This is a genomic window from Thalassoglobus sp., assembly GCF_048270125.1.
Lineage (GTDB): Bacteria > Planctomycetota > Planctomycetia > Planctomycetales > Planctomycetaceae > Thalassoglobus.
This window is the reverse complement of record NZ_JBLWTN010000002.1, coordinates 99,546-126,384: the sequence shown is the minus strand read 5'-3', so window position 1 is coordinate 126,384 and position 26,839 is coordinate 99,546. Positions and strand designations below refer to the sequence as shown.

The following is a 26,839-nucleotide window of genomic DNA, read 5'->3' as shown; positions in this document are numbered from 1 at the left end:
TTAGGCAGGTTGCCTGTAATCAGATTATGAATCTCAGCAGCTGACTTTTTACAGTCGGCTTCGTTCAGGAACTCTCATTCCTAACCGGAGTCCAAGTTCGGTCAGTTGCTCACGAACTTCAGTGAGAGTGGTCTCTCCAAAGTTGCGAACCGTCAACAAGGCATCTTCAGTGCGTGAGACAAGATCACGGACTGTATTGATTCCTTCTGACTCCAAACAGTTTGTCGCACGGACAGAGAGATTCAACTCTGCCAAGCTGCGGTTGAGTTTCTCTTCCAATTCGAGATCGATTGGAGAGTACCCGGTCTGTTCGAGCATTCCTTTGAGACCTGCTTCCGGTGGAAGTTCCGGTCCAGGTTCCTGGTAGTTGATGAACGGGTTAAGGTGCTTACGAAGAATTTTCGAAGCTTCAACCAGTGCCATCTCTGGATTGACTGTTCCGTCTGTCCAGATTTCCAGTGTCAGTTTGTCGTAGTTGGTTCGTTGACCAACACGAGTATCTTCAACTTTGTATCGCACGCGGGTGACAGGCGAGAACGCTGCATCGAGTGGAATAATTCCCAACTCAGGGCTGTTCTCGTAAGCCTCTTTCGCAGAGACATAACCACGACCGTTTTCGACAGTCAGTTCCATGCTGAGTGGAACGTCGTCTGTCATTGTCGCAATGATCAAATCTTTGTTGATCACTTCAACCTGATCATCGGTAATAACATCCGCACCCGTGACAACTCCTCGTTCGTGTTTTTCGATTCGAAGAGTTTTATTGGTGCTGCTATGATTTTTGACAACCAGAGACTTCAGGTTCAAGCAAATATCAGTGATGTCTTCAACCACACCTGGAATAGTGGTGAATTCATGCTGAACACTTGCGATCTTCACTCTGCTGACGGCACTTCCTTCAAGACTTGAAAGTAGAATACGCCGCAAGCTGTTCGCGAGTGTGTGACCGAACCCACGCTCAAATGGCTCTGCAGTAAAGCAGCCATACATGTTCGTATAGGTGTCGCGATCAGCAACAACACGACTTGGAAGCTCGAGATTTCTCCAACGGATTCGCACCGTGCAGTCTCCTGTTCAAAGATTAAGCCAGTAAACGAAACGACAACTTGACATCGATATTGATTCACCGGCAATCTTCCGGCGAGATCAACACTTCGTCAAACGCGTCGACGCTTACGAGGTCGGCAACCGTTATGGGGAAGTGGGGTCACGTCTTCAATCGCCTTGATTGAAATTCCGCCGACCTGTAGCCCGGTGATCGCACTTTCGCGACCTGAACCAGGGCCTTTCACTTTGACTTCAAGTTCACGAATCCCATACTTACGAGCACGGTCCGCACAAGTTTCAGCAGCTCGTTGAGCAGCGAAAGGAGTGCTCTTTCGAGAGCCTTTGAATCCAACTGTCCCAGCTGACGCCCAACACAACACATCCCCGTTCGTATCCGAAATGGAGATCAGGGTGTTGTTGAATGTCGCTTTGACATGTGCAATTCCGCGATTGACGTTGCGTCGCGTACGCTTTTTCTGTTTGGCCTTGGCCACGGACAGAACTCCCCAAGCAAAAGTGATGGAAATTTGGGCAATGAAATGATTGAGTTGACTAATTCACTCAACCTTGCACTTCGATAACGGGACTAAACTCCTGAGCGACTCAAGCAGCGAGTTCGTACTCAGAATCAGCCACGACACAATCTTAGTGACGCATATCTTTCACACCCTTCTTACCCGCGACAGTTTTCTTGCCACCTTTGCGGGTACGGGCGTTTGTTTGTGTGTTTTGGCCACGCACAGGAAGCCCACGGCGGTGACGAACACCACGATAGCACTGCACAGAACGCAAACGAGCAATGTTCTCGCCTGTTTGACGTCGCAACTGACCTTCCACCACGAAGTCGGTATCGAGGAGGTTGTTGATTCGCTGGATATCGTCTTCGCTTAGTTCACGAGCACGACGTCGCGTATCCAACCCCAACTTCCGGCAAATATCAATGGCAGATTTCTCGCCAATCCCATGCAGGTATTGCAATGAGATATACGTTGGCTTTTCGTTGGGAATATCTACCCCCAAAACACGAGGCATGATCGTACTTCCTGATTATGATTCTGTTCGCAATTATTAGTCGAAACGTCTTTGTATCGCTGAACTTACGTAATCAGCAACTGCCCAGAACTTAAGAGTACCAGGCAATCAATGATATACAAAGTGATCGGTCGATACAGACCTTTCACCCTTTGAGCGCGAAATTAGCCTTGGCGTTGTTTATGCCGAGGATTCGCTGCACAAATTACGAAGTTCTTCCCTTTACGGCGAACGACTTTACACTGGTCACAAATGCGTTTGACGCTTGAACGGACCTTCATTATTCCAATACTCCGCGATGTTACTCGTCGGAAGATACCGCGAGCGCTGCTGAATTTCAAAGCAGGGCAGTATAAGCAAGCAACTACCGTTTGAGCAAGTTATGGCCTCGAAATTCAAAAACTGGCATCTCTGTGCTGTAAAGTCTTCTCCGCAAATAAGATATTGCTTCTGACGGCAACATTTCAAAAAGAAATTTGAATTTTCTGAAAAATATTTCCAAATCCCAATTTCGCTCACAAAACATTGCAAATACGGAACTTACGTTGTCTGAGCTCTCTGCACTGGCAAATCGTCCTTAGCATTTCCTCCTGCTGGCTGAAGAACGATACACCTCAAACTCACTGCTTCAAATACTCTTCGACAATTACTTTGACTCGATTAACACTTCAATAATGTGAGAAATCTTGTACCTCTGAGTCCATTTTTCCTCTCGAAGTGCTGTTCAGTAGCAATTCAGAGTAACAGTTCAACAGCCAACAGGCTCATCTCTCTGCATGTTCTTGACCTTTTAAGTTGACTATTTGGGAGAAGCTGACGAGTCGACTTCCGCCAAGTACGCAAGTAGTCGGTCTCGCTCGTTGCTCAAATGCCGAACTCTCAACAGGGACCGGACACGTGTTTTCAGTTCCAGTCGATGCACGGGCTTCGTGAGAAAATCGTCCGCTCCGGCAGCTACAGCTTTTTCAATGTCACCCATTTCTTTGAGTGCGGTGACCATGAGCACTGGAATTTTCGCCGTCGATTCGTCAGCCCGCAACTTCTGACAGACCTCATAACCGCTCATTTTGGGCATCATAATATCGAGCAATATGAGATCGGGCTGTTTTTCACGCGCCACTGCGACCGTCTCTTGACCATCGGCAGCCATTAAAATCTCGTGCGGTTCATCACTCAAATATGCTTCGAGCAGTTCCCGGTTTTGTTCGTTGTCGTCCGCAATCAATATACGACCAACTGGATTCTCAGTTTGACTCATCGCAACTTCGCCATTTCTTTCAATGAACAGTGCTGTACAGCTTCACACCTTATCCGATTTTGAACAATCATGAGGAATAAACCAAGCAACAGACGCTAATTAAATTGCTGATTCCAATCTCGGGAGGCCGGCAGCAGAGGTCATCCCCTTTTCGAGAGGTACAGAATCATCAACGGAGACATCCAGCAAGGCCCCCATACTTGAGGTCCGCTTAGGCAATCTGTCATCGCTTCTGCATGTCCTGCTGACCACAACATTCAAGTTGAGTTTTATCATTGGCGAAAGCTCTCTCGTTGCAGCACCTTCAACGACTCTCGACTACAAAAACAAGGAATTCCCCATCGCAAAAGGGAGTTCAGTCAAGCAGCCCCTCGCAGGAGTGATAGGTTTGAGTGTGCAATTTTTGCACAGAAGCTGGGTTCCAATCTGGATCTCAACTTTAGAACTGATTCGAAAACAGAGGCTGATCTCTCAACGGCTGAACCAGCTTGGCTCGGCTTTCGAATCGGGACGAAATGTCTCAGCGGAGATGAGTACGATGTTTGGACTGAAAACATTTTTGGCAGGCCTGTTTCTCGGGAGTGTTCTTTCACTGCTTGCGATGCAAGTGCATGTGATCAACACCAATGACGGTTTAATCGTGCTCCCCAGATCGAATCGACCTCCAATCCGCAGTACCTACGTCGATGTCAGAAAGTGGAGCCTCTCCATGTGGCGGCAGCACCCTGAAGTTGCTGAAGCCGCAGTCAAAGGCGGACGCCCTGACTTGCTCGCCGATGGTGCATTAAACTCAATCTTTCCCAAGCAAACCGAAGTCCAGTCAACTCCAACACCGGGATCGGCTGCCGAAAAGGCAAAGCTGGCTATGGAATCACTCGTTCCGATTAAATTCACTTCGCCAAACGGTGAATCGAAGATCATCGACCAGAACGTCCTGGAGCAAAAATTCGAAGTGCAGCCCGCACAGGACAAACCTGTCCCCGATCCAGTCTTCCCTCTTAAAGATTTCGAAATCGACACACCAAAGCTGCAGGTAGAAAAAACAACGCCTCCCAGTGCGACACCAAATAAACCTGAAAAGGGACTGAAAGAAAGTCTCTCGAGCGTTGTCGATCAAATTTTCCCGAAGGACTTCACGTTTCAAGCGCCCAACCCGAAAGGGCTTCCCAAACTTCAAAGCCCGATCCCAATTTTTGAGGGCGAAGATCTTTCAACCCAGAAAAACTCGAACCTTCAACGTAAGCAACCAGTGATACAAAAGAAGGAGGACCTCTTCACCGACGTTCTACGAGCACTGATCCCGCAAGATGAGCAAGCCTCTGTCCAAACTCCGCCACCGCATAGTGCCGCACATCCAGTATTCGGAATCGAGGCTCCAGCTCCCAGCGCCCCTAGCGAGAACCGCAAACCACAAGCTCCCAACTGGCAACTCAACAGGCAAAATCCCATTCCATTCGTAAAACCATTTTAGAACTGATCCTGACATCTAGAGCAGTTTGCTCTACCGTGTGCCCGTGAAGAACGCATATCTCTCGTAAAAATGCTGTTCGCCACGTGGCAGCAATTCTATTGGCGAAACCGGTTTTACTCAGCCACAGGTGTAGAGCAAACCGAGACCAGAGAGCTCGCAGTTCTCGTTCACTCTGCCGCCTCCGGTTAATGTGACTCTTTCGGACTTCTATTCCGATGGAGTGCGACCTCTCAATCCGCACCCTCCTGGCTTCTTTACTGCAACTTCTCGACCAGAGTATCTCTGCAAGACTTTTATCGCAGAATAGTGAGCAGGTTGCTTCAAGTATCTTCGTTGCTTCGAAACCACAATCCATCGAACAGACCGGATAAGCAGGTCACCGAGTTCAATTTGTTGTCGTTGTTCGCTAAGTTCTTTATTGTTAGCAAGTTAGCAGAGTGTTTTTTCACAAGAAGAGGACCATGACGACACCTACTGAAAACATCACATTGGACCAGATTCGCGAGCACCTTTACGGTGCAGTCATTTGCGATTCACTGGATGCAGTCGGCTACCCCAATCAGAGTCCGCGAATTCCGCTCAAACAGATCACAACAACCGAGATGATTGTGGGACGCTGCCGCACGACTTTGTGGGCAGATATGTTCCACGAAGATCCTCAACCGTACGAGCTTGAGCTTCTTTCAGTCGACAGCTGCCAACCGGACGATGTCCTGATCGCAGCTGCTGGAGGCTCGATGCGATCCGGAATCTGGGGAGAATTGTTAACAACAGCTGTCAAGAACGGTGGCTGCGTTGGAGCGATCATCGACGGAGCAGTTCGCGACGTCAGCAAAATGCGAGCAATGAATTTCCCCGTTATCGCACGAGGAGCCAGCCCGTACGATAGCCAAAACCGTCAGCGAGTCATCGATAGGGATGTGCCCGTCGTAATTGATGGCGTGACGTTCGCCCCGGGGGATCTTGTTGTCGCTGACGAAGATGGAATTGTTGTTGTCCCACAAGCTGTCGAGGCACAAGTTCTTCAACTTGCCTGGGAAAAAGTTTACGCTGAAAACGAAGTTCGTGATGCGATTCGTGATGGCATGAAAGCCATTGCTGCTTATGAAAAATATGGAGTCCTGTAATCATGTGTCGACGAGCCCGAATCCTGCTTCCAGTCCTATTGGTGCTTTCTTTTTTTGGAAGATCAAAATTGCTGCAATCTGCTGAGCCAACTCTGTTTGTCTCCTCGTTCGTAGCGGGTGATGAAGGAGCGATTCGTGCTTATGAGTTCAACACAAAGGCTGGAACACTGAAGCTGCGTCATGAGACGACTGAAGTTTCCAGCCCGTTTTTTCTTGCGGTTTCCAAAGATGGAAAGTTCCTGTACTCGATCGATGCCGAAAAATTCGGTGGACCAGATGATGAAGAGGTCGCCGCTTTTCGCATCGACAAAGAGACCGGAAAACTGCAACGATTGAATCAGCAAACCGCGCGAGGGACAGCCTCTTGCTATCTGGACGTTGATTCAAAAGGGAAGTGCGTCGTCGTTGCAAACTACTCATCAGGAAGTGTCGCGGCGTTTCCAATCTCAAGCGAGGGGAGCATCGAACCGAGTGCGTCGTTTGTTCAGCATCATGGTTCAAGCGTCGACCCCAAACGTCAGAAAGGGCCCAATGCTCACTCCATCGAAATCAGTCCGGACGATCGATTTGCACTGGCTGCCGACTTAGGAATCGACAAGATTTTGATCTATCAACTCGATGCGGAATCGGCCACGTTGACGCCAAATGAGTCGCAGCCGTTTGTTCGCTTACCACCCGGTTCTGGCCCACGACATGTGACGTTTCACCCGAACGGAAAACAGGTCTACGTAATCAACGAACTCAAGAACAGTGTCACTCACTTTGATTACGAACCTGAATCAGGGCGACTGACCGAACGAAAAACGATCTCGACTTTGCCGGACGATTTTACAGAGGCCAGCTACTGTGCTGATCTAAAAATTACTCCCAACGGGAAGTTTCTTTACGGAACCAATCGCGGTCACGACAGCATCGCCATGTACAGCATCGACGAGAATGGCGCACTATCCCTGCTTGGAATTGAACCCAGCCTGGGAAAAGGCCCGCAAAACTTACTCATTTCTCCTGACGGGAAATGGTTACTCTGCGCGAACATGCCTGGAAACAATATCGTCATTTTCCAGATCGACCAGGAGACCGGAAAACTGACGGCTCATGGTGATCAGGTTGAAGTAAAAATGCCTTCGTGCCTTCGGTTATTGCAGTAAGCGATCATGACTGCCGACGATTAAGCCTGTCAGCATCGAGCAACGATTGCTTGAGCTCCCCTGCTCCTTCCAGTGATTGACCACATGAGCATCTTTGACAGATTCCGCCTGAATGGAAAACGCCTGTTGATCACCGGTGGAAGCCGAGGGCTTGGCCGTGAGATGGCTCTGGCAATTGCAGACGCCGGAGCCGATGTCATTCTCACAGGGCGTGACCAGGAGAGCCTCGATCAAACGGCGAAGGAAATTCGCAATCTTGGACGAGAAGCATGGACGATTCAAGCTGATATGGGGAACCCGGCAGCTTCCGAAGCGGCGTGCACGCAAGCTCTTTCCGAGATCGGCCCGATTGACATTCTCATCAACAATGTCGGTGGACGTCGTGAAAATATTCCTACTGAAGAGATGCCGCTGACGACGTGGCAGGAGTTGATCGATCTAAATCTGACCTCCGTTTTTGTTTGTACGAAGATCATTGGCGGAGCGATGATCGAAGCGGGTCGCGGAGGTCGCATCATCAACATTTCGTCCATCAATGCCTTGGTCGCTGGTCGAAACATTCATGGACGACATTACGAAACCGCGAAGGCGGCTGTTGTCCAATTCACCAAGGCGATTGCAGTTGATTGGGCTGCACATAAAATCACAGCCAATGCGATTTGCCCCGGTGGATTCATGACGGCTCCCAATGTACGTTGGTCGAAAGAGAATCCGGAAATGATTGACGACTTCAGAAAACAGATTCCACTCGGAGACTTTGGTCCCCCGGAAGATCTCGGCCCACTTGCCGTTTACCTTGCGAGCGACGCTTCCCGCTACATGACCGGCGCCACCCTCGTCATCGACGGTGGCTACACACTGGTCTGAACTCATCCCCTCCCGAGCGAGACTGAGATCGCCGGCACTCGTGAAGCACCCTGAGCTTCACAGGAGAATCCAAAAAAAGAAGCTGGTCTCGACAATTCGAGACCAGCTTCTTTTGTAATGAATTTGCTTGACTGTGTGCTCGTGTTGCACTTGTTCCGCAGTAAAATTTTAGTCGCACGAGCCTGAACGCGAACACCAATTCGCAAAATGTGATTACGAATAGTATTCAGCAGCGTCCAGCTCGAACTTAATCCTTACGCAACTCTTCCGGAATATCCGGATACATCACGAGCCGTTTGATATCTTCGGCTGAGGGTTGGACCAGTGGGCGGATGACTCGGAAGCCGACGAAGTCGGCGTCGGTGTGGTACCACATACTTTGAGGAAGCTGTGGATCCTGCACTTTCCAGTCTTCGCTGGAAGGGATGCGTTTTGCACTTCGCAGCCATTCCGGATCATCGAACCAGGAGCCACCACGAGCAACTCGCGGGTAGAGCGATTTCGGAGGAGCATACGGAAAGATTGCCGCAACCATTGGATTGAACTGGTTGTAGAAATCAGCGTGGTATTGATCGAGGCACCACTCTGCGACGTTGCCGTGCATGTCGTACAGGCCCCAGGGATTCGGTTTCTTCTTACCAACTTTGTGATAAGTCTCGCCTGAGTTCTCATAATACCATCCGTATTCATCGAGCTTCTCAGGATCATCCCCGAATGAGTAAGCCGTTGTCGTTCCAGCTCGACAGGCGTATTCCCATTCTGCTTCAGTCGGCAGACGGTAGTATTGGCCGGTCTTTTCTGTGAGCCATGCACAGTACATTTTGGCGGCGAGTTGAGTCATGCAGATCGCAGGGAATCCGTCATGCCCCATACCAAAAGTCATGTCGGTATACTCTTTGGTCGGACGGGTGACTCCGTCAGCTTTTTTATCAACTTCGTCAGGGGTGATGCCGCTCAGATCGCGTCGTTGAATATCGAGATTCAAACGCCATGTATCGTATTCATTCCAGGTAACTTCATACTTCCCCATCCAGAATGGGTCAATCTTGACTTTGTGTTGTGGCCCTTCATCGTCTTCCCGATTTTCTTCGTCTGCTGGACTTCCCATGACGAACTCTCCGCCGGGAATGGGAACCATGTCGAATTTGATCTCGGTATAACGAATCTGTTGCGAATACGGTTTCATCTCCGACTCTTTAGTCGCGAGGCTGTCCGGGTTACGCAGGTAAGGATCTTTCGTATCCGGTTCTGCCCCTTGAACAGGTAAGGCAAAACAGATCAAACCTAGAAACAGGCAAGATGCCCCTTGCCATTTCCTCAGATGAGGGCGTAATGTCAACATAAAAAACCTTTCAGAAATCATTTGAAACCAGCAATAAGGGGCTATTGATGCGAGATCCATTTCGAGGCAACAGATCGCGATGCTGGTTATGGTGGGTCGGCTTAGGAACGTCATTGTGCCTGTTCATAGGAACACCTGCCTCCGGAAGCGAGCAACTCAAGCGATACGAGTTTCTGCAAATCCGCATGGGAATTCCCGTTAATATTACATTGTATGCACCGACTGAACTGATCGCAAATCAAGCATCCAAGGCTGCATTTGACAGATTTCGGGAACTTGACCGCGTTATGAGCGATTATGACCCCGACAGCGAACTGATGAAACTCTGCAAAACAGCCCCACCAGGTGAGCCTAGGCCTGTCACCTCAGATCTTTTTCAGGTTCTTCACGCTTCCCAGAGACTTTCAGAAGAGACGAATGGAGCGTTCGATGTCACAGTCGGTCCGGTCGTCAAACTCTGGAGGATCGCCCGTCGACGAAAGAAACTACCTGACGAGGATCGATTGCTTACCGCTCTGGAAAAAGTGGGCTATCAGTCGATCCAGCTCGATACTTCGAACAACACAGTCACACTCCTCAAACCAGAGATGCAAATCGACTTGGGGAGCATCGCCAAAGGCTTTGCAGCTGACGAAGCTTTGAAAGCGATGAAGGAACTTGGCGTGACACAAGTCCTGATTGATGCCGGTGGCGATATCGTCGTCGGTGATCCTCCGCCTCATCGGGACTACTGGAGAATCGAAATCGAAAAACTCCGTCGGAAGGAGACTCCAAACGCTTCCGCTCCAATTGTCAAACTCAATAACGCAGCCATCGCGACATCAGGAAGTGTCTATCAGCACCTGGAAATCGATGGCATCCGATACTCTCATATCGTCAATCCCAAGACCGGGATCGGGCTGACCACGCCGAGCACTGTGACCGTCATTGCCCCCAACGGAATGCAAGCAGACGGCCTCGCCTCTGCAATCAGCGTGCTGGGGCCGACAGAAGGAATGAAGCTAATCTGCAACGCCAAGAACGTTGAGGCATTCATTGTGACTTCAACAGCAGACGGCAAGCTTACCGAGGTCTCCACTCCGAAGTTTGAGTCGTACTTAATTGCTGAATGAATCAACGTGACGCAAGAAATCATTTGCCGGAGACTTGAAGCGTCCGGCATAGCACTTCACAAAAAAACGCTGTCGGATCAAAATCCGACAGCGTTTTAATTTTCGAATTGTCTGGCAAAGCTAATTCACTGCTGGCTTTTCCGCAGCAACTTCTTTCTCGAAGTTGACCGGTACGAATGCTCGTGGAGCGACAGGGTTTTCTTCTGCCGTCGATTGGCTGGAGAGTTGCTGTTCGAGTTTTGTCGCGTGGTCGCTGTCAACCTTGGCTAGTTCTGTTTTCCCGGCAGCGGCATGTTGTTCAGCTCGCTTGCGGTAGGCTTCAACAACGAGTGAATCGAAGCGTCGACAGGCTTCGTAGTCAGCGATTGCTTCGTCGAGTTTGCCTGCTTGCAGATAGGCATTTCCTCGCAAAGAGCGAATTTCAGTCGTGTCGTTCTTTTCGAGTGCCTTCGTGCAGAGGTCAGCACCTGCTGTAAATTGCCCCTGGCTGAAGTGCAACTTCACTCTGTCAGTTAACGCGATGACATTTTTGCCATCGAGAGCGATTGCATTATCGAACGATCTTTCAGCGGACTCAATACGATCATTGAGCAGCATGTGCCGTCCTCGTGCAATCCACAGCTCAATGTTCTTGGGGTTGTTCGCAATGCGGCGGTTGATCTCGTTCAAACGCTGAGTCCAGACAACATGCTGCAGGTCTTTCTTGGAAAGTTCTTCATTTCCAGCAGCTTTGTAAGCTTCGCTGCGATGGAGATAATACTGGTCGTTTTCAGGCTGAATCTCGATCGCTGTGGTGAAGTCTGCAATCGCAGCGTCAAACTGCTCAAGCTTTAAATACGCGCGACCCCGGTTGCTGAGAGCATTCAGATACTTCGAGTCAATTTCCAGAACTTTGGTGAATGTTTCGATTGCTTTTGGATAGTCAGGATTTTCCATTTGCAAATAAACAAACCCCAGATTGTTGTAGGCGTCGACGTACTCTGGATTCAGCTTGATCGCCATCTGAAAATCGTTCAGGGCCTTGATGTGTTGATCCTGTCCGATAAAGACAAGTCCGCGATTGTTGTAGACCTGTGGGTATTCCCGATCGAGATCAATCGCTTTGTTGAAATCTTTCTCTGCCGCATCGTACTCTTTCAGCAAGAGTAAAAAGTAACCACGAGTGTTTCGCAACTTCGGGTTTTCGGTATCGATAGCAATGGCGGAGTTCATGTCACCAATCGCTTTTTTGAACAACTTGGCGTCAGCCAAAATCGCAGCTCGCTTCACGTAAGCGGTCGATTCATTCGGCTTGGCCTGAATCGCTTTGGTCAGCAGAATCAGAGCGTTCTTGGCATCACGCTTTTTGAGCAACTCATCGGAAGCCTTCAGGATTTGACTGTAGGTCACTCTTTTCGGGCTCTTCGCTGTTGAGGGCGAATCAGAGGCTTGGCTTTGCGAATTTGCTTTTGTCGCTGCCGGCTTTTCCTGAGGAGAATTGACCTGTTTCGGCGCGTCTGAGCCTCCACAGCCAACAATGAGTGATGTCAAAACAAATAGCGAGATGGTTCGCTTCATGGCTCGTTCCAGTCCGTTGGTTCGAGAGCAATTTCAAATGGTTGAGACCGCAAACATTCCCCGCGCCCGGCGTGAGAAACGGTTCATCCGTTAGTGATACGTGCTGCTTGTAGCTCGAATCCCTCGCATGGGTCAATCCCGATTTCGTCGTTTTTGAATTCTGAATCTCTGAAAACTAAAGACGGAAACTCTTCTCTGGTTTCATCTTCCGTCGTTTAGGTTTATCATCATCTGAAATCTGGTTTGGAGACGAAAAATGATTATCGACGCCCATCAACATTTCTGGCAAAAATACTTGTCGTTCGATTATGGCTGGCTGGACGCTCCACAGCACAAGGCGATCAACAAAGATTTCCTCCCCGCTGACCTTCTAAAAAACATCTCGCAGGTCGGTGTCGAGAAAACGGTTTTCGTACAGACACAACATAATGTCGAAGAAAATCGCTGGGCATTAGGGCTGGCAGATCAGCATGATTTCATTGCTGGTGTTGTTGGCTGGGTGGACCTTGCCAGCCCGAAGTGTGAAGAACAACTTCTCGAATTCAAAGACAATCCGAAGTTTGTGGGGATCAGACACACCACTCAGGATGAGCCGGATGATGATTTCATTATCCGGGACGATGTCCGCCGAGGACTGAAGGTTCTTGAAAAGCATGGAGTCCCGTTTGACCTTTTGTTCTACGTCAAGCACCTGAAGCACGCTGCTCTCCTTGCCAAAGAGTTTCCAAACCTTCCGATGGTGATTGATCATCTGGCAAAGCCTCGCATCAAAGAGCAGGTCACGGAAGACTGGGTCAACAACTTCCGCGAAGCTGCGAAGCAGCCAAACGTCTACTGCAAGCTCTCTGGGATGGTCACCGAAGCTGATTGGGAAAACTGGAAACCAGCTGATCTGAAACCCTATGTTGAGACGGCACTCGAGGCGTTCACTCCGCAGCGCTGTATGTATGGCTCGGACTGGCCAGTCTGCGAACTCGCTGCGAGCTACAAGGATGTCTTCAACGCTTTGAAAGAGATTGTCGGCCCACTCACCGAATCCGAACATGCGGCAATCTTCGGAAAGACCGCCAATGAATTTTACGGACTGAATTTAATTCCTTAGCGAGAGCCAAAGGAGTCGCAACATCACGGGACAAGCGCCACTTCAACCGTTACTATTTTCCAGAGACTGATCCTTCGAGATTCCTTCGAAACGCTCGCAGAGAGGCATCAACGTGATTTGCATTACCGTGACACCGACTTCCCGAACGCTTGCAAAAGTCGACATGTTGAATGCTGCCAGAAATGGCGACATCGTAGAACTCTGCCTCGACCATTTCTCCAAAGAACCAGATGTGAAGGACCTCATCACCTGCATCGACAAGCCTGTGATTGTTTCATGTCGACGCCAGCAGGATGGAGGACAATGGCAAGGGACAGAAGAAGAACGGCTGCTTCTGCTCCGACAAGCGATTGTCGCAGGCCCGGCGTACATCGAACTCGATCTCGACATCGCCAATAATGTTCCAAGATTCGGTGAGACCAAGCGGGTCATCAGCTTCACGCGATTGGATCGACCAGAAACCAACATCGACCGAATTTTTGATGAAGCCTCCAGCGCCAAGGCAGATGTTGTCAAATTCACCTGGCCAACCCCCACACTCGGAGCCGCATGGCCGTTGCTCGCAGCCGTCAGCCAGAAGCGGATTCTCCCTGTGGTCGGTATGGGGCTTGGTCGTGCAGAATTAACGTTCTCGCTGCTCGGTCGCAAATACGGCTCACCGTGGATCTACGCTGCTCTCGAAAGAGGCATGGAAGCACACGAAGGACAGGCGACTGTTTTTGAGTTGAACGAAACTTATTACTGCAACGATATCAACAAAAAAACAGCCTTCGTAGCCGTCTCAGGATTTGGCCCAGCCCAAACGATTACGACGCGCATCCTGAACGCCGCCTTTCGGGAATTGAACCTCAATGTTCGCTGCCTGCCGATTGAAATTGAAGATGTCGGCGAGTTAAAGAAAATGCTCGACATCTTGAAGATTCGTGCCATTATCGTCGGCAGCAAGCATGGGCAAGCACTGCTCAATCTGGCAGACCAGGTCGATCAGCATGACGCAGAAAGCGAATACATTAACCTCTTGCTCAAACGCGATTCTGGATGGCATGGCTACAACACGCTATGGCGAAGTGGCCTGCAAGCCCTCGAAGCAACTTTGAAGGATGGAAAGCGTTCGCTCGACAAGTTGAACATTCTCATTGTCGGAAACGGCGGTATTGCGAATTCGATGGTCTATGCCATGACACAGAGAAAAGGACTGGTCAGCATTTGCGGTCCGGATGATAAGGAAGCGACTCGCACGGCAGTGAAGCATGGTTGCCGATTTGTCCCGTACCACAATCTGTACGACACACTTGCAGATGTGCTGATCGTCGCTGACCCGAATATTGAAATCGGTTCGAAGACGGGTCAAATCAATCCGACTGTGATTCAATCCAGCATGACTGTTCTCGACCTGAGCGATTTACCGCTGGAGACCGAGATGATGTCCGAAGCGAGAGAACGTGGAGCACATGCACTGAACTCCGCAGAAATTTACACAAAACAGGTGAGCGCACAATTCAAGGCCATCACCGGGAAAGATCTCCCGGCAATGGCCTTTGCTAAAGGGCTCTTGGAGGAATAAGAACAGATCGCCGCAGAAATGTGTTCCACCCCGTCCAGAGAAACAGTTTCGTTATGATTCTTTCAGAGCCTTAACGATCTCTTTCGGATTCGTTCGGTTCCCGTGTGTTTTGCTGGTGTGGACGTGTTTGACTTTCCCTTCTTTTCCAACCACAAACGTGGATGGGTAAGCTGTCTCATTGGGTGCATCCCAACGCAAATTGTATTTGTTTGTGAAACCGTAATCGGGATCAGTCACAACGATGAACCCTTTGGGAAGCTTGTGCTTCTCGAAGAATTCTCTCGCACGCTGTTCGAGATCTTTCCCCAGTCCGGGATACACCATTACGACCTGAGCCCCTGCTGCTGAGATTGCGTCTGCATTTTGAAGAAGGCCACCGACTTGTTGTGTACAGGCCGGACACTGCTTTCCTGGGAAGCCGCGCAGGACCACCAGCACAACAGGCCCTTCCTCCAACTTGTCTTTCAGAGAAACAGCCTCCCCTGAATACAACTCATTGAGCTCAAAATCAGGCACTGTCTCTCCTTTCTTTGGGGGAGACTTAGCGTCAGCTGCAAAAGTCGATGTTGCCATCGCTCCAATCAAGCAAAGCATGGCAATCAAGAAAGGGTTGCGCACAGTTTTCATTTCTGAACTTTCGTAAGGGTCAGTTGAATTTCGTAGGAGAGTCTAGTGTTCCATTGAAGCCGAAATCGACAATCTGCGACGCTGCACAAGCAGGCCAACGGGTCAGCGAGAGACTTCAAAACAGGACTGACTTCAGACCCCATAGGTCAATCCTGATCAGTCATGACAAACAATAGACTCGCGTGAATGAAAGATTCTATTAATCGCTCTTCAGTGAAAACCGTAAGCGATTTCACAAGATGGTAACATTACCCTGAATTGATTTCGAAACTTTTCGCCTGTTTCCGTGTTTCATGGGGACTGCAATTTTCGAGGCAGTTTACGTTTATTCGTTCGAAGAGACTTGTTAAAACATGATCAAAATTGCGAGGCTCAACCATCCCAGCGCGAGAGATTTTCAGAACTGAGCCTGAAACCTGACTTTACTCTCTCAAACACTGAGAAAATTGACCATTTCACAAGTTTCCGGACTGGTTCCCGAAATCGATCCGGTCACCTCTGCAATGAAGAATTTACTCTCTGTTTGAAATCAGAGACAGAGATTCGGCCCAGTTAATTTAGAGGGAATCCTGGAGGAAGACGGAAAGGAAAACCCTGTCTCCTCTTGTCAAATCGAGTTCTCGTTCCCACCACTGGTTTAGCTTGTGTGAACATTGAACAGAATTCGACGGAAGTTGAGATTTCGTGAGATTGGTCTCTCAAGTTGTCACTGAAAAGCGTACAACTTGTTATCCATCTCCAACAAGAATGTCATTCGAATTCGAGCCGATGGCGTGCCAGCGAGCGTGCCAGACTGCTTCAATTTCGTGGTATTCACGACTCGACAGAGCACGCGAGTCGAAGATGAAGACAATTTTTTCAGGCAAAAACGTCTGCCTTGAAGAAGCAGTTTTTGCTCCCCCGGACTTGACACCAAGTTTCTACGGGCAGCATGATGTAAACAGTTTAATAGCACAATGAGCGCAACTCGATCAAAAATCAGCGGTTATGCTCTTCTGGAAATCGCCATGTCGGCTTCAGGAGACTGACAGATCACTCTCTGTGCTTTGGCGCCTTTTGCCTTTTGATCGACACTTGCATTTTGGGAAAATCACCATGAAACGACGTCAAAAAGGGTTCACGCTCATCGAGTTGTTGGTCGTGATCGCCATTGTCGCGATCCTCGTCGCGTTGCTCCTACCAGCCGTACAGCAGGCTCGGGCTGCTGCTTACCGAACAGAATGCTTGAGCAATCTCAAACAGCTGGGACTTGCCCTGCATAATTACCACGATCAACATCAAGTCTTTCCGCCTGGTCAAATTGCCTCATACTTTGCGACCGACAATGTCGGTCGATACGCCTTGCCCGGAGAAGCCCGCGAGTTCAATGCGAGCAACAACACTCAAGTACGGCAAGGTGCTCATGGCACCAGCTGGATGCTGCACATCCTTCCGATGCTCGATCAAGCGACGATCTACAACTCCTGGGCCTTCAACGCGAATGTTCGCCAGAATGGAGAAGATCCACCACTCGTTCTGGACCCGGATGGCCGTCCGATTTACCCAGCCAAGCGCAACATTAAAATCTTCTATTGCCCATCGCGTCGAAAACAGATGGACGCCGTTGGAAAATACGCAAACACGATCCGCGTCGACCAATCCTGGACATCTGGCGGAAACGATTACGCTGGCTGCGCCGGCTCAGGAATCACTTTCAAAGATGATGTGAATGGTGACCAGCAAACTTACCATCTCACTCCAGCCCAGCTCGCAAATACAGTCGTCATAGGTCCAATCAATTCAAGTTCTCCCTTCTCGCAAGATCAGACGAACATTGGGGTTTTTGGCGTGAACAGCCAAACGACCATATCATCGATCTCTGATGGAACTTCGAACGTCATCATGATTGCAGAGCGGCAAATCTTCCTGAACCCTCGTCCAAATCGTCCTGAAGAACGAAGTAGCGACGGCTGGGCATTCGGCGGACCGGCAACCATGTTCTCAACACAGTTCGCACCGAACGACTCCGCATCAGTGACAGGGAACCTCAACAATCAAAACTCCATCCCCAGACACTTCAGTGAAGCCGGGAGTTCTCATAGCCAAGCTGTGAACGTCCTTCTGTCAGATGGAAGTGCTCGCCCAATCGGCGTGAACATCGACCTGAGAACTTGGAACAACCTGGGCAACATGTCGCAGGGATCACCAGTTGATCTCCCATAACGGAAAAGTCGACACCCAAGCCTCCTCTGTTGCTTTTGCAAATTCCTCCTAAGGGATGCCCACGCGGCACGCGAACAACGAACCGTAGACATGCCAAAACGCCAGGGGTGGTCGACTTCGACCACCCCTTTCTCTTATGATTAAAGACATCAGAATACTTCGGAATTTGGGGAAGAGATAACGCTCCTCCCCTTGGAAAAGGTTTGGCGAGAATGACGATTCGCTATCAATGCCCGGAATGTGACTCAGTCTTGAAGATCAAAGACGAACTCGCTGGAACCGACGGCAAATGTCCGAAATGTAAATCGAAATTCGTGGTCCCCGATCCGCCCCAAGCTGAGGAATCTCCGAAGGAAAAATCACCACCCAAAGCGGCTGCACCGGCTCAAAAGAAAGCAAAACCTGCAGGCAAAAAAACAGCCAAGTCAGACGACGACGATTTCGACGCAGCTGCATTCTTGATGGAAGATGGACCGGGACCGAAAGCTAGCGCCGGGTTGACTGAAAAACCCGCAGCTCCAGCCGGACCTGCCACCGACAAACAGGGTCGTCGCCTGATCTCTGGAGGTGGTGGAGCCCGAGCCAAAGCCTCCTCTCATTCACCTGCTGCAGTCGCTGCCGATGCTGAAATTAATGCGTCAGCGAATGCCCGAGATCTGCTTTCTAAAACAGCTGGTGACAGCCGGGTCAAAGCTTCATCGATGCCGATGGAAGAGAAGCAACCCAGGTTTGACTTCGCCGGAATGAGAAAGGAACTCATTCGGTATCTTCCACACCTTGCAGGTGGAATCGCAGGGATCTTTCTTCTCTACTGGCTTTCCAGCAGTATGATGAGTCAGTCATTGAAGCTCCCGCCACTCTCAAATGTCTCCGGAAAAGTCACCGTCAACGGAGAACCGCTCTCCGGTGTTCAAGTCACATTTTCTCCAATTGAAGATAAAAAAAGTGGCGATTCTGGCCCCGACAGAATTCGGAGCGCTTCCGGAAGAACAAACGACAATGGTGAATTCACCTTGTACTACATCGACGGTGTCAAAGGGGCTCCACGTGGTAAAGGTCGACTCTCAGTGACTGTTCACTCAGCTCAGGACTTGATGCGTCTTCCCAAGAACTGGGCTCGCACAGGGACCAAGCAAGTCGAAGTCAAAGAGGTCAACAGAGAAGGCGACTTTGATATCAACATCGCCGCCGATGAGCCTGCAGCTGATGACAAGAAACCGAAAAAGAATTGATCGCCTCGGGCTGATCAATCTGGGTGATTGTTTTTCGAATTGGCATTCACGTTTCGCCTCGCGCGATTCACCCGGATGAAAAACATTCTCCATGGGTAAAAGGAACTCAAAAGCGTTCCCATCAACTCTCACAGATACACTCTCGACTCCAACACGAAGCGGGACGTCGAGATTGAGACCGACTTTCTTAAGAGCATCTTTCGAATTGGTGTTCAGCTTCTGCCTCGTGGCGAACAGCATTTTCATTAGAGAAATGCGTTCTTCAAGGGCACACGGTAAAACAGACTGCTCTAAGGTCAGAACAAAAAAAGGCCACCGGAGCGGGTCAGAACCGGTGGCCAGAAGTTAGTGCAGCTAAGTAAGGGCAGACTCAGCTGCACACGGTAATAATACGCAGGCGGGCCTGTTAATCAACTGGTGTCCTACAAAGATTCCACTTCCTTCAGGAAAGTTTCACTCTAGGTAAGTCAGGCAGTGTGGAACGAGTTCAAATTAGCCTGAGATAAACTCAAGCTCTACAGGTTCAGGAATAATCCCTGCTTCATGCCCTGCCTGCAGCAGCTTGGCGACAGCTTCTCGTCCTCGGTCACCAAAATCGACGGTCCAGTCGTTGACGTACATCCCGACGAATTCGTCCGCTTTGGCGTGGTCCAGATTTCGTCCGTACTGCAAAGCATGCTCCAAGGCTTCCGGTCGGTTGTCGAGACCGAACTGGATGCTTTCTCTGAGCAGTTTCGTCACTTCGTTCATCTGCTCAGCGCCCATGTCTTTACGAATCGCATTGCCCCCCAGCGGGAATGGCAAACCGGTTTCTTCCATCCACCATTTGCCAAGGTCGACGACGAGATGCAAGCCCTGATCGCCGTAAGTCAACTGACCTTCATGAATAATCAATCCGGCGTCGGCTTCACCACGTTCCACGACATTCAAGATTTCGTCGAACTCATAGACTTCATAAGTGAATGTCCCGCAATCACCAGTGGTGTGCTCTTCTTTGGCAGGTGTTTTAGGAACTCCCCCCAAGCAGAGGTTCAAACCTAGAAACGCCGTTGTGAGCGTTCCAGGAATGGCGATCTTCTTTCCTTTGAGGTCTTCAATCCCCATTGGCTCGCGGGTCACGACCATCGGTCCGTAGTCATCGCCCATACTCGCCCCACATGCACACAACGCATACTTGTCGGTCAGGTAGGCATAGCCATGCAGACTCACGGCAGTCAATTCGAGCTCTCCAGAGAACGCTCTGCGATTGAGAGTTTCGATATCCTGAAGCTCATGATGGAACTGATAATTGCCAGTCTCGATTTTGTCGTTGGCCAATGCGTGAAACATGAACGCATCATCCGGGTCCGGGCTGTGCCCGACATGGATTTGAATTTTATTTTCTGTTGCTGTGTTACTCATCGTATTGTCCATTCAACAAGAGAATCTGCACGACAGATTCAATCAAAAGTGGAAAACATGCCGGCATGATTTCAGACCAGATTCGAACCTCGAATCTGCATTAGAGCCAGCATCCTTAGGAGACAACCGTGATTGCTGGAGAAGATTCACCAAATTCAATCATTGGTTATCAATCGCCTGTTGTACCAGTTGTTTGTCAAAGTAGTTTGTTTCCATGCCCGCATCAATGACCAACCCCTGAGCATTGATGCCGGAAGAGCGCGGACTCAGCAAAAACGCCACAGAATTCGCCACTTCCGCGGTTTGCACCGCCTGCTTTCTCAACGTCGCCTGCTCGGCGAACAGATAAGAATCGACATATCCGGGGATTCCGGCCGAAGCCGACGTTTTCAGTAATCCGGGACAAACAGCATTGAATCGGACCTTTGAGAACCCCGAAAACGACTTTGCCAGGAAGCAGATTGAAGAATCAAGAGCCGCCTTCACAGGGGCCATATACCCATAATTCTCCGCTGCCATGCGAGTTGTCGAAATCGAGACCGTAACGACACTTCCCTGCTCAGAATCGAGAAGATCACGAAACGCGTTGCAAGTCGCTGTCAGCGAAAAGCAGGAAACATCGACTGCTTGAAGAAATGCTGAGCGAGGAGTTTGATGAAACGGCAACCAGCCCGCGGAGTAGTCTGCAAAAGCAATGGAATGAACGAGACCGTGAATCGACTCGCGATCGTTCGCCACAGCATCCCGCAGCCCATCAATCTGATCCTGATGCTCAACATCGCAAACATAAATCGGAGCATCTCCAACAAGCTTACGCAGTTGCTCTTTCCGCGCCTGACTTCGAACCGACCACAACACATCGGCTCCAGCTTCTGTGAGAAGCTTCCCAACATGGTAGGCAACGCTCTTACGATTCGCGGCTCCCATCACCAGAATCGACTTCCCGGTGAGCTGTAAAAAATCCATGAATACTTCCGTCCAAGAATATCGGTTAATGTCGATCAGAATCACCACCAGAGGCTCAACGGACAACACACAGATTGTCACGATGAATCACTTCGGTGTAGGAGACTTCTCCAAGAATGTTTTCGAGTTCGTCCGTTCTCTTTCGCACGATTTTTGAAACCGAACTGGCGTCGTAGTTCGTCAGCCCGCGAGCAAACTCTTTTCCATCGACGTCACAAATCGACACCAGCTCCCCACGCTGAAAGCTCCCCTGCACACTGGCAATGCCGATCGGCAACAGAGACTTCCCATTATGCTCGACTGCTCGAACAGCTCCAGCATCGAGTTGCAGCGACCCTCTCGGCTTCACGGTAAATCCTATCCAGCGTTTCCAGGCCGGGATCAATTGCCCCTTGGCAGTGAACAATGTTCCGACATCTTCACCCGCAAGAACGCGATCCAGGACCTGCGAATCGGTTCCGTTTGCGATGACGACACACTCTCCAACAGCCGTCGCCATTCTGACAGACTGCAACTTGGACAACATCCCACCCGTCCCGCGCGAAGAACGAATATTCAGAGCGTAAGACATCATTGATTCGTCGCAATGATCGATCAACGAGAATCGCTTGCTTGCCGGATCACGAGGGTCTCCATCAAAGAGACCATCCACGACTGAAAGTATTACGAGTAGAGGACGCTCCAGAAGATTACTCACCATCACTGCAAGCTGGTCGTTATCTCCGAATTTCACCTCTTTAACGCTGACTGTGTCGTTCTCGTTAATGATCGGGACGACTCCGTACTCGAAAAGCGTGTTCAACGTATTGCGAACATTGAGGTAGCGGTCCCGATTGCGAAAATCGTTGGCGGTCAGAAGCATCTGTGCAGCCTGATAACCGTGCCGCTTTAGCGCATCATCATAGCTGCGAATGAGGCTTGCCTGCCCCGTAGCCGCTGCAGCCTGCAAGTGCGGAAGATCTTTCGGGCGTTCTGACAACCCAAGAAGCCCAAGCCCCGCCCCCACTGCTCCACTGGAAACAACGACAACCCGACGACCGGTTTCGCGAATTCGATGAATCTGATCCGCCAGCGCTGAAATCCGCTCAACGTCCAAATGGTCATCCTCGCGAGAGAGGACGTTCGTGCCAACTTTAACGACGATCGTACGTGCCTGAGCAACGACTTCCTGTCGGACAAGATCTTTCATGAGAGAGTGCTGACCAATCCTTCGTGGTGCTACTTACAATTCAATACTTTGCAATACATTGCATTTTGCGATCACCTTGAGAAGGGACAAGATTCACGCAGCCTGGCGGAACTTCACGAAACCGCTAAACGAAACTTCGAGCCTCAGCCCCAAAACAGCGTTTGTGAACTTGCCAGGTTCACAGAGATGGCCCCCCTCTTACTCCTCGACCAGCAACGCAATCTCTCTTCGAGCTTCTTAAAAGCGACTCATCATTCCTCGTACTTGAGGCCTTGTTCTTCGTACAACTTCTTTTTGAGTTCCCGGTCTTCCAGGATTGTCACTTTTCCCGTCGACTCATCATAGGCATAGACTTGCCACGGCTTCAGCCCCTTGACGTTGTTACTATTCATCTTGGCGGAAGCGTTAAACTCTTCAAATGTCGGGGGCTTGGGGTCCTCTGCTCCGTCTGCATTCAGGTTGGCCTGAAGGCGTGCGTTGTACTCCATCTGCATTTTGTTAATACGTGACGTTGCAGAAAAATACGTTTGCGAAATCGCAGAGAGTGGATCGCTGGCGTTGGTGTCGTTGACAACCTCGACCAGTTTCGGATTCTCCGCCATCGCTTTGTTTCGGTCTACAATTTTCCATTCCAGTTCATTGAACGCGGGAGCTTTCGGCTGTGCGTCCGCAACAGCGGGTTGCTCTTCATCTTGAGCCGCTTTGGAGTCGTCGCCGGTTTTCTGTCCGCACCCCACAAGCGTGAGTGCTAAGAGCAGAGCATAAATCGATCTGGGCATTGCGGAACTCCGTGGAAATAATTGAACTGAATCCAGATTCCTCAAGGAATCGAACCCGAACTGAAATCATTCCTCAATTTACGTAATTTTCACTAAAATCTCACCCCCGATCGTCTCTCCGGATTGATCTTTCTTTCAGATCGACAGGAGGGCATCAAATTCAAATTGCCCGAATCAAGAGACCAATTGTAGAATCCAACTGACAATCCCGTATCATATTTCGTATGAGATTAAGTCGAGTTCTCGACTTTCGATACCTTCCCTTTAACAACAAGCTGACCATGCCTGGGGACTTCCGACCTTCAAACAGTAAATTTGCCGGGTCCATTCTGGCCGCTTGTATTGTCGGCCTGTTTGGCGCATTGGGAATCGCGTTTGTCTCTGCTGCGAGCGGCGGCGACCCGGTCATCACCTTGAGTGTCATCCTGGGAGGGGCCTGCGGCTTATTCCTGGTAATCTGGCTCCTCAACACCACCTCGAATGCGAGCCCAAGAGCCTGCTACAACTGGGTTTTCAGCAAGAATGCTCGCCCCAAAGCAGATTACGAACCACGCCGAAAACGGACAAAAAAAGAAGACTACGGAACGCAAACGCCGGCGTCAGCTGAAGAAGTCAAAGACCTGAAAGATGGCCTGAGAAACTGGGTCCCCTCGAACACGCGAGAAGGACGTTCACAGCTGAAGGAGTAAATTCTGCAACTTCGATGCGAACTCAAGAACGCACATTCGAGAACTCTACGCAAGAATTCTACATTATTTTACAGCCGAGGCCACACTGGGTCGTCGCGGCACAGAGCAGCCTCTTCACGCACCCGGCATTTCTGGAACCCGGGCACATAAAGCCTGCTACGCAGGTGATTGGCTAACGACGTAGAAACTTACTGTGCAGAAGCTTTGCCGTTGTTCTCAACGGGTAATTCAACTTCGACTGTCTGACAAAGTTCGTCGCGAACAATGTTCATGTCGCGAGGTGCATCAATCCCAATACGAACCGTGTTGGGACCAATCCGAACGACTGTCACTGCGATCTCTTCACCGATGAGAATTCTTTCTCCCGGCTTTCGTGAGAGGACCAGCATGATCTTCCTTCCTGTGGGTTGCCACGTCTGAGCCAAGGCATCTTGCCTGAACACGCGCCATCAAAACGAGTATGACATCAGAACGATAGCATCCCATAACCGAGAGATCTACCCACCCAGAAAAATCGACCGTTCCCTCACAACGCCACCGCTGCCTAAAAAGAGGGCAGTGGCAACATGCTCAAAAAACAGGCAGCAGCTTATTGAAACCCGAGCTTGGCGATCGCCGTGAATTCTCCCACGTCAGTCATCTTCACTGCCGATATGGCAGAGAACGCAACAATCACTTTCCTGGCCCCAGCCGAGTCGGGACGATCCCGCTCAAGTGCGAGCAATCCATCAGTGGTCAAAAAATCGGTAAAGCCAATACTCTCCTGGAAATTTGTGGTTACGATTCCAACCTTCGGAACATCCTTAGGCCAGTTTTCGAAGATCTGCTGCCAAGCAAACGAAGCATCCATAACGATTCTTCTTGTTAGAGTCTTCCTGATGCTGGCAGCGTCTACGAACGACACCTCAGCAGAAAAGCTGAGTTGGTCGCCACGTAGAAATAAAGACGAATCCGAAACTCACTCCAGTCACCGTCGAAAGCATCGGTGAAAACAGCCAGAGGTGTGAGTAAATTCCCGTAGCAAACGAGAAGGAAGAAAAAAGAAAGGCGGCAACGATGAATCATCGTTGCCGCCTGACTAACCTGTTTGAATCTAACCCAAAACAGCCGAAGCTGTGAGTTAGAAGTCAAAACTGACCCCAACGGGATTTGAACCCGTGTTACCGGACTGAAAATCCGGTGTCCTAGGCCACTAGACGATGGGGCCGACGAGACATACGGTATCGGCTCATTCGACAATGTCAAGCAGACTTGTCGAGCAAAATTCTCCAATTTTCTAAATCTCAAAGCTCAAGATCTTTCCTGACGGGACATAGATTACAATCCGTTGATGCCACACGAACAAGACGAACAAATTGTAAAGATCCTGGAAGAGCTCCTTGAGGAGGCTCACGCAGGGAAAAAACTCAGTCTTGACGAAAAACTGAGGGGCCATCCAGAAATTGAAAATGAAGTCCGTCAGCTATGGGCAACGATGGCACTTGTCGAAAATCTGAACCTCTCCTCATTTTCCGCAGAACCGGAAGACGCTGTTCGTACAACCTCAGCCGGCACGCCAACCATCCCCGGCTACGAAATATTCGAAGAAGTCGGTCGCGGGGGAATGGGAGTTGTCTTTCGAGCCCGGCAACTATCACTGAATCGAATCGTTGCCATCAAAATGCTCTTAAGTGAAACCCACGCCACTCCCATCAACCAGATCCGATTTCAAAGTGAGGCGGAATCGGCCGGGGGAATGGATCACCCACACATTGTTTCAGTCTTCGAGATCGGAGACTCGTCACAGAGACCATTTTTCAGCATGCCCTACATCGAGGGGACAACTCTCGCCAAGCGGATTGCTCAAAGGCCACTCACAAACATCGAAGCTGCGAAGCTGATGATCCCGGTCTGCAGAGCGGTGGCCTACGCGCACCGTAAGGGAGTTCTACATCGAGACCTGAAGCCATCTAACATACTGATCGATCGGACAAACCACCCTTTTGTCTCTGATTTCGGCTTAGCCAAACGTGTCGCCTCCACAGGAAGCCCAGAGTCATCATTGACAGAAAGTGGAGCGATTCTGGGAACCCCCGGATACATGGCTCCTGAGCAAGCTGCTGGCAAGCGAGGCGAGGTGACTCAAAACACTGACGTCTACAGCCTGGGAGCGATCTTGTACGCCTGCATGACCGGGCGACCTCCATTCCAAGCGGCCTCCCCGGTCGACACTCTGATGATGATCCTCGAACAGGAACCTCCGCCACCCCGTCTGCTGAATCCGCAAATTGACTCGGACCTGGAGATGATCATTCTCAAGGCGATGCAGAAACCGGCAGATTTACGATACATCAGCGCCGACGCATTGGCTGACGATCTCGAGGCCTATCTAAATCACGAACCTGTCGCAGCCCGGTCATCACAGTTCACTCAAGTCCTGAGCCGGGTATTTCGCCCCACACATCACATCAACGTTCTCGAAAACTGGGGACTGCTCTGGATGTGGCATGCATTCGTACTTCTGATTCTGTGCGTGACGACGGACACTCTTAAACACCAAGGTGTCACATCTCGGCTTCCTTATGTGGGACTGTGGACAGTTGGCCTTGGAACATGGGCATTAATTTTCTGGAACCTCCGCCGTCGATCCGGCCCGGTCACATTTGTGGAACGGCAAATTGCACACGTTTGGGCAGCGAGCATGACCTGCTCAACAGGACTGTTTGCTGTCGAAGCATTGTTAAACCTTCCAGTTCTGACCCTTTCACCCGTCCTTGCACTCATTGCTGCTGCCGTCTTTGTGGTGAAAGCAGGAATCCTCTCAGGAGAATTTTACGTCTACGCAATCATCCTCTTCCTGACAGCGATCCCCATGTCGCTCTTCCCTGAGTATTCGCTGAGAATCTTCGGAACCGTCTCCGCAGCGACATTTTTCATTCCGGGCCTGAAATTTCACCTCATCAAAAAATCGAACTCGTAACTTTGCAAGGCAAGCTCAGTCCCGAACTGCAAGACAATCCTCGCGCCAGGTCGCACAAAGCTTCGCCTCCGCCATTTTTGCCTTGAAGCGACTTTGCTTACTGTGACAGGTTCGTTCACAAAAATGATTGCAACCCCAACCGAGGCATTCGACTGCTCCAGCCTGCAT

Annotated in this window: 26 protein-coding genes and 1 tRNA gene; 11 read left to right on the top strand and 16 right to left on the bottom strand. The window is 50.1% G+C overall.

Features of this window, described 5'->3' with window-relative positions:
* Positions 1-48: 48 nt before the first annotated feature.
* The 5 genes from ACN0YR_RS02850 to ACN0YR_RS02830 form a co-directional block, all read right to left on the bottom strand.
* Positions 49-1,059, bottom strand: coding sequence for a DNA-directed RNA polymerase subunit alpha (locus tag ACN0YR_RS02850; RefSeq protein ID WP_145202684.1), 1,011 nt, complete (start codon positions 1,057-1,059; stop codon positions 49-51).
* A 98-nt stretch (positions 1,060-1,157) separates the two neighbouring features.
* Positions 1,158-1,541, bottom strand: a complete 384-nt coding sequence (gene rpsK / locus ACN0YR_RS02845; RefSeq protein ID WP_145202687.1) for a 30S ribosomal protein S11 — start codon at positions 1,539-1,541, stop codon at positions 1,158-1,160.
* A gap of 151 nt (positions 1,542-1,692) precedes the next feature.
* Positions 1,693-2,079: a 30S ribosomal protein S13 gene (gene rpsM, locus ACN0YR_RS02840; RefSeq protein WP_417847686.1), complete on the bottom strand. Its 387-nt coding sequence runs from the start codon at positions 2,077-2,079 to the stop codon at positions 1,693-1,695.
* Between the two features lie 164 nt (positions 2,080-2,243).
* Positions 2,244-2,360, bottom strand: coding sequence for a 50S ribosomal protein L36 (gene rpmJ, locus ACN0YR_RS02835; protein ID WP_145202693.1), 117 nt, complete (start codon positions 2,358-2,360; stop codon positions 2,244-2,246).
* Between the two features lie 518 nt (positions 2,361-2,878).
* The gene (locus ACN0YR_RS02830; RefSeq protein ID WP_417847685.1) at positions 2,879-3,337 is read right to left on the bottom strand and encodes a response regulator; all 459 of its coding nucleotides are present in this window, start codon (positions 3,335-3,337) and stop codon (positions 2,879-2,881) included.
* Positions 3,338-3,599: 262 nt separating this feature from the next.
* On the opposite strand from ACN0YR_RS02830, the gene ACN0YR_RS02825 reads away from it, so the two are divergent.
* From ACN0YR_RS02825 to ACN0YR_RS02810, 4 genes are all read left to right on the top strand, one after another.
* A complete protein-coding gene (locus ACN0YR_RS02825) occupies positions 3,600-4,808 on the top strand; it encodes a hypothetical protein (RefSeq protein ID WP_417847684.1) in 1,209 nt (402 codons plus the stop codon).
* A 461-nt stretch (positions 4,809-5,269) separates the two neighbouring features.
* A complete protein-coding gene (locus tag ACN0YR_RS02820; RefSeq protein WP_417847683.1) occupies positions 5,270-5,935 on the top strand; it encodes an RraA family protein in 666 nt (221 codons plus the stop codon).
* 68 nt (positions 5,936-6,003) lie between these two features.
* The gene (locus ACN0YR_RS02815) at positions 6,004-7,083 is read left to right on the top strand and encodes a lactonase family protein (RefSeq protein WP_417847682.1); all 1,080 of its coding nucleotides are present in this window, start codon (positions 6,004-6,006) and stop codon (positions 7,081-7,083) included.
* 84 nt (positions 7,084-7,167) lie between these two features.
* Positions 7,168-7,950, top strand: a complete 783-nt coding sequence (locus ACN0YR_RS02810) for an SDR family NAD(P)-dependent oxidoreductase (protein ID WP_417847681.1) — start codon at positions 7,168-7,170, stop codon at positions 7,948-7,950.
* 247 nt (positions 7,951-8,197) lie between these two features.
* Here the strand turns inward: ACN0YR_RS02810 and ACN0YR_RS02805 are convergent, their stop codons facing one another.
* Positions 8,198-9,292 carry a formylglycine-generating enzyme family protein gene (locus ACN0YR_RS02805; RefSeq protein ID WP_417847680.1) on the bottom strand — a complete coding sequence of 365 codons (1,095 nt, stop codon included), beginning with the start codon at positions 9,290-9,292 and terminating at the stop codon, positions 8,198-8,200.
* A gap of 47 nt (positions 9,293-9,339) precedes the next feature.
* Between ACN0YR_RS02805 and ACN0YR_RS02800 the strand changes: the two genes are divergently transcribed.
* Positions 9,340-10,404, top strand: coding sequence for an FAD:protein FMN transferase (locus tag ACN0YR_RS02800; protein ID WP_417847679.1), 1,065 nt, complete (start codon positions 9,340-9,342; stop codon positions 10,402-10,404).
* Between the two features lie 120 nt (positions 10,405-10,524).
* Here ACN0YR_RS02800 and ACN0YR_RS02795 read toward each other — a convergent pair whose 3' ends face one another.
* Positions 10,525-11,961 (bottom strand): tetratricopeptide repeat protein, encoded by a 1,437-nt coding sequence (locus ACN0YR_RS02795; RefSeq protein WP_417847678.1) that lies wholly within the window; start codon positions 11,959-11,961, stop codon positions 10,525-10,527.
* A gap of 256 nt (positions 11,962-12,217) precedes the next feature.
* On the opposite strand from ACN0YR_RS02795, the gene ACN0YR_RS02790 reads away from it, so the two are divergent.
* Both ACN0YR_RS02790 and ACN0YR_RS02785 read left to right on the top strand, forming a co-directional pair.
* Entirely contained in the window at positions 12,218-13,063 is an 846-nt protein-coding gene (locus ACN0YR_RS02790; protein WP_417847677.1) for an amidohydrolase family protein, read from the top strand.
* A 127-nt stretch (positions 13,064-13,190) separates the two neighbouring features.
* Complete coding sequence (locus tag ACN0YR_RS02785) at positions 13,191-14,627, top strand: type I 3-dehydroquinate dehydratase (protein WP_417847676.1); 1,437 nt, start codon at positions 13,191-13,193, stop codon at positions 14,625-14,627.
* Positions 14,628-14,678: 51 nt separating this feature from the next.
* On the opposite strand, the gene ACN0YR_RS02780 is transcribed toward ACN0YR_RS02785, so the two are convergent.
* Both ACN0YR_RS02780 and ACN0YR_RS02775 read right to left on the bottom strand, forming a co-directional pair.
* Positions 14,679-15,254 carry a peroxiredoxin family protein gene (locus tag ACN0YR_RS02780; protein ID WP_417847675.1) on the bottom strand — a complete coding sequence of 192 codons (576 nt, stop codon included), beginning with the start codon at positions 15,252-15,254 and terminating at the stop codon, positions 14,679-14,681.
* A 728-nt stretch (positions 15,255-15,982) separates the two neighbouring features.
* Entirely contained in the window at positions 15,983-16,120 is a 138-nt protein-coding gene (locus ACN0YR_RS02775) for a hypothetical protein (RefSeq protein WP_417847674.1), read from the bottom strand.
* A 229-nt stretch (positions 16,121-16,349) separates the two neighbouring features.
* Here ACN0YR_RS02775 and ACN0YR_RS02770 point away from each other — a divergent pair, with 229 nt between their 5' ends.
* Complete coding sequence (locus ACN0YR_RS02770; protein ID WP_417847673.1) at positions 16,350-17,456, top strand: DUF1559 domain-containing protein; 1,107 nt, start codon at positions 16,350-16,352, stop codon at positions 17,454-17,456.
* 212 nt (positions 17,457-17,668) lie between these two features.
* Positions 17,669-18,688 (top strand): hypothetical protein, encoded by a 1,020-nt coding sequence (locus ACN0YR_RS02765; RefSeq protein ID WP_417847672.1) that lies wholly within the window; start codon positions 17,669-17,671, stop codon positions 18,686-18,688.
* Positions 18,689-19,180: 492 nt separating this feature from the next.
* Here ACN0YR_RS02765 and ACN0YR_RS02760 read toward each other — a convergent pair whose 3' ends face one another.
* From ACN0YR_RS02760 to ACN0YR_RS02745, 4 genes are all read right to left on the bottom strand, one after another.
* Positions 19,181-20,089, bottom strand: coding sequence for a menaquinone biosynthesis family protein (locus ACN0YR_RS02760; RefSeq protein ID WP_417847671.1), 909 nt, complete (start codon positions 20,087-20,089; stop codon positions 19,181-19,183).
* A 159-nt stretch (positions 20,090-20,248) separates the two neighbouring features.
* Positions 20,249-21,055: an enoyl-ACP reductase FabI gene (locus ACN0YR_RS02755; protein WP_417847670.1), complete on the bottom strand. Its 807-nt coding sequence runs from the start codon at positions 21,053-21,055 to the stop codon at positions 20,249-20,251.
* 55 nt (positions 21,056-21,110) lie between these two features.
* Entirely contained in the window at positions 21,111-22,244 is a 1,134-nt protein-coding gene (proB, locus tag ACN0YR_RS02750; protein ID WP_417847669.1) for a glutamate 5-kinase, read from the bottom strand.
* A 251-nt stretch (positions 22,245-22,495) separates the two neighbouring features.
* The gene (locus ACN0YR_RS02745) at positions 22,496-23,023 is read right to left on the bottom strand and encodes a hypothetical protein (RefSeq protein ID WP_417847668.1); all 528 of its coding nucleotides are present in this window, start codon (positions 23,021-23,023) and stop codon (positions 22,496-22,498) included.
* 224 nt (positions 23,024-23,247) lie between these two features.
* Between ACN0YR_RS02745 and ACN0YR_RS02740 the strand changes: the two genes are divergently transcribed.
* On the top strand, positions 23,248-23,712 hold the full coding sequence (locus tag ACN0YR_RS02740) for a hypothetical protein (RefSeq protein ID WP_417847667.1): 465 nt from the start codon (positions 23,248-23,250) through the stop codon (positions 23,710-23,712).
* A 188-nt stretch (positions 23,713-23,900) separates the two neighbouring features.
* On the opposite strand, the gene ACN0YR_RS02735 is transcribed toward ACN0YR_RS02740, so the two are convergent.
* The 3 genes from ACN0YR_RS02735 to ACN0YR_RS02725 form a co-directional block, all read right to left on the bottom strand.
* Entirely contained in the window at positions 23,901-24,101 is a 201-nt protein-coding gene (locus ACN0YR_RS02735; protein ID WP_145202746.1) for a carbon storage regulator, read from the bottom strand.
* A gap of 200 nt (positions 24,102-24,301) precedes the next feature.
* Complete coding sequence (locus ACN0YR_RS02730) at positions 24,302-24,562, bottom strand: hypothetical protein (protein ID WP_417847666.1); 261 nt, start codon at positions 24,560-24,562, stop codon at positions 24,302-24,304.
* Positions 24,563-24,846: 284 nt separating this feature from the next.
* Positions 24,847-24,919 (bottom strand) — tRNA-Glu (locus ACN0YR_RS02725).
* 123 nt (positions 24,920-25,042) lie between these two features.
* Here ACN0YR_RS02725 and ACN0YR_RS02720 point away from each other — a divergent pair.
* Entirely contained in the window at positions 25,043-26,671 is a 1,629-nt protein-coding gene (locus tag ACN0YR_RS02720) for a serine/threonine-protein kinase (RefSeq protein WP_417847665.1), read from the top strand.
* The last annotated feature ends 168 nt before the right edge of the window (positions 26,672-26,839 follow it).

What these genes read in the sequence shown, in the direction of transcription:
- ACN0YR_RS02755 (WP_417847670.1), bottom strand. Translation starts at nt 21,055, where the DNA reads ATGGATTTTTTACAGCTCACCGGGAAGTCGATTCTGGTGATGGGAGCC.
- ACN0YR_RS02760 (WP_417847671.1), bottom strand. Translation starts at nt 20,089, where the DNA reads ATGAGTAACACAGCAACAGAAAATAAAATTCAAATCCATGTCGGGCAC.
- rpmJ (WP_145202693.1), bottom strand. Translation starts at nt 2,360, where the DNA reads ATGAAGGTCCGTTCAAGCGTCAAACGCATTTGTGACCAGTGTAAAGTC.
- ACN0YR_RS02740 (WP_417847667.1), top strand. Translation starts at nt 23,248, where the DNA reads ATGAGATTAAGTCGAGTTCTCGACTTTCGATACCTTCCCTTTAACAAC.
- ACN0YR_RS02820 (WP_417847683.1), top strand. Translation starts at nt 5,270, where the DNA reads ATGACGACACCTACTGAAAACATCACATTGGACCAGATTCGCGAGCAC.
- ACN0YR_RS02745 (WP_417847668.1), bottom strand. Translation starts at nt 23,023, where the DNA reads ATGCCCAGATCGATTTATGCTCTGCTCTTAGCACTCACGCTTGTGGGG.
- ACN0YR_RS02770 (WP_417847673.1), top strand. Translation starts at nt 16,350, where the DNA reads ATGAAACGACGTCAAAAAGGGTTCACGCTCATCGAGTTGTTGGTCGTG.
- ACN0YR_RS02735 (WP_145202746.1), bottom strand. Translation starts at nt 24,101, where the DNA reads ATGCTGGTCCTCTCACGAAAGCCGGGAGAAAGAATTCTCATCGGTGAA.
- ACN0YR_RS02780 (WP_417847675.1), bottom strand. Translation starts at nt 15,254, where the DNA reads ATGAAAACTGTGCGCAACCCTTTCTTGATTGCCATGCTTTGCTTGATT.
- ACN0YR_RS02800 (WP_417847679.1), top strand. Translation starts at nt 9,340, where the DNA reads ATGCGAGATCCATTTCGAGGCAACAGATCGCGATGCTGGTTATGGTGG.
- ACN0YR_RS02790 (WP_417847677.1), top strand. Translation starts at nt 12,218, where the DNA reads ATGATTATCGACGCCCATCAACATTTCTGGCAAAAATACTTGTCGTTC.
- rpsM (WP_417847686.1), bottom strand. Translation starts at nt 2,079, where the DNA reads ATGCCTCGTGTTTTGGGGGTAGATATTCCCAACGAAAAGCCAACGTAT.
- ACN0YR_RS02810 (WP_417847681.1), top strand. Translation starts at nt 7,168, where the DNA reads ATGAGCATCTTTGACAGATTCCGCCTGAATGGAAAACGCCTGTTGATC.
- ACN0YR_RS02805 (WP_417847680.1), bottom strand. Translation starts at nt 9,292, where the DNA reads ATGTTGACATTACGCCCTCATCTGAGGAAATGGCAAGGGGCATCTTGC.
- ACN0YR_RS02795 (WP_417847678.1), bottom strand. Translation starts at nt 11,961, where the DNA reads ATGAAGCGAACCATCTCGCTATTTGTTTTGACATCACTCATTGTTGGC.
- ACN0YR_RS02720 (WP_417847665.1), top strand. Translation starts at nt 25,043, where the DNA reads ATGCCACACGAACAAGACGAACAAATTGTAAAGATCCTGGAAGAGCTC.
- ACN0YR_RS02830 (WP_417847685.1), bottom strand. Translation starts at nt 3,337, where the DNA reads ATGAGTCAAACTGAGAATCCAGTTGGTCGTATATTGATTGCGGACGAC.
- proB (WP_417847669.1), bottom strand. Translation starts at nt 22,244, where the DNA reads ATGAAAGATCTTGTCCGACAGGAAGTCGTTGCTCAGGCACGTACGATC.
- ACN0YR_RS02730 (WP_417847666.1), bottom strand. Translation starts at nt 24,562, where the DNA reads ATGGATGCTTCGTTTGCTTGGCAGCAGATCTTCGAAAACTGGCCTAAG.
- ACN0YR_RS02765 (WP_417847672.1), top strand. Translation starts at nt 17,669, where the DNA reads ATGACGATTCGCTATCAATGCCCGGAATGTGACTCAGTCTTGAAGATC.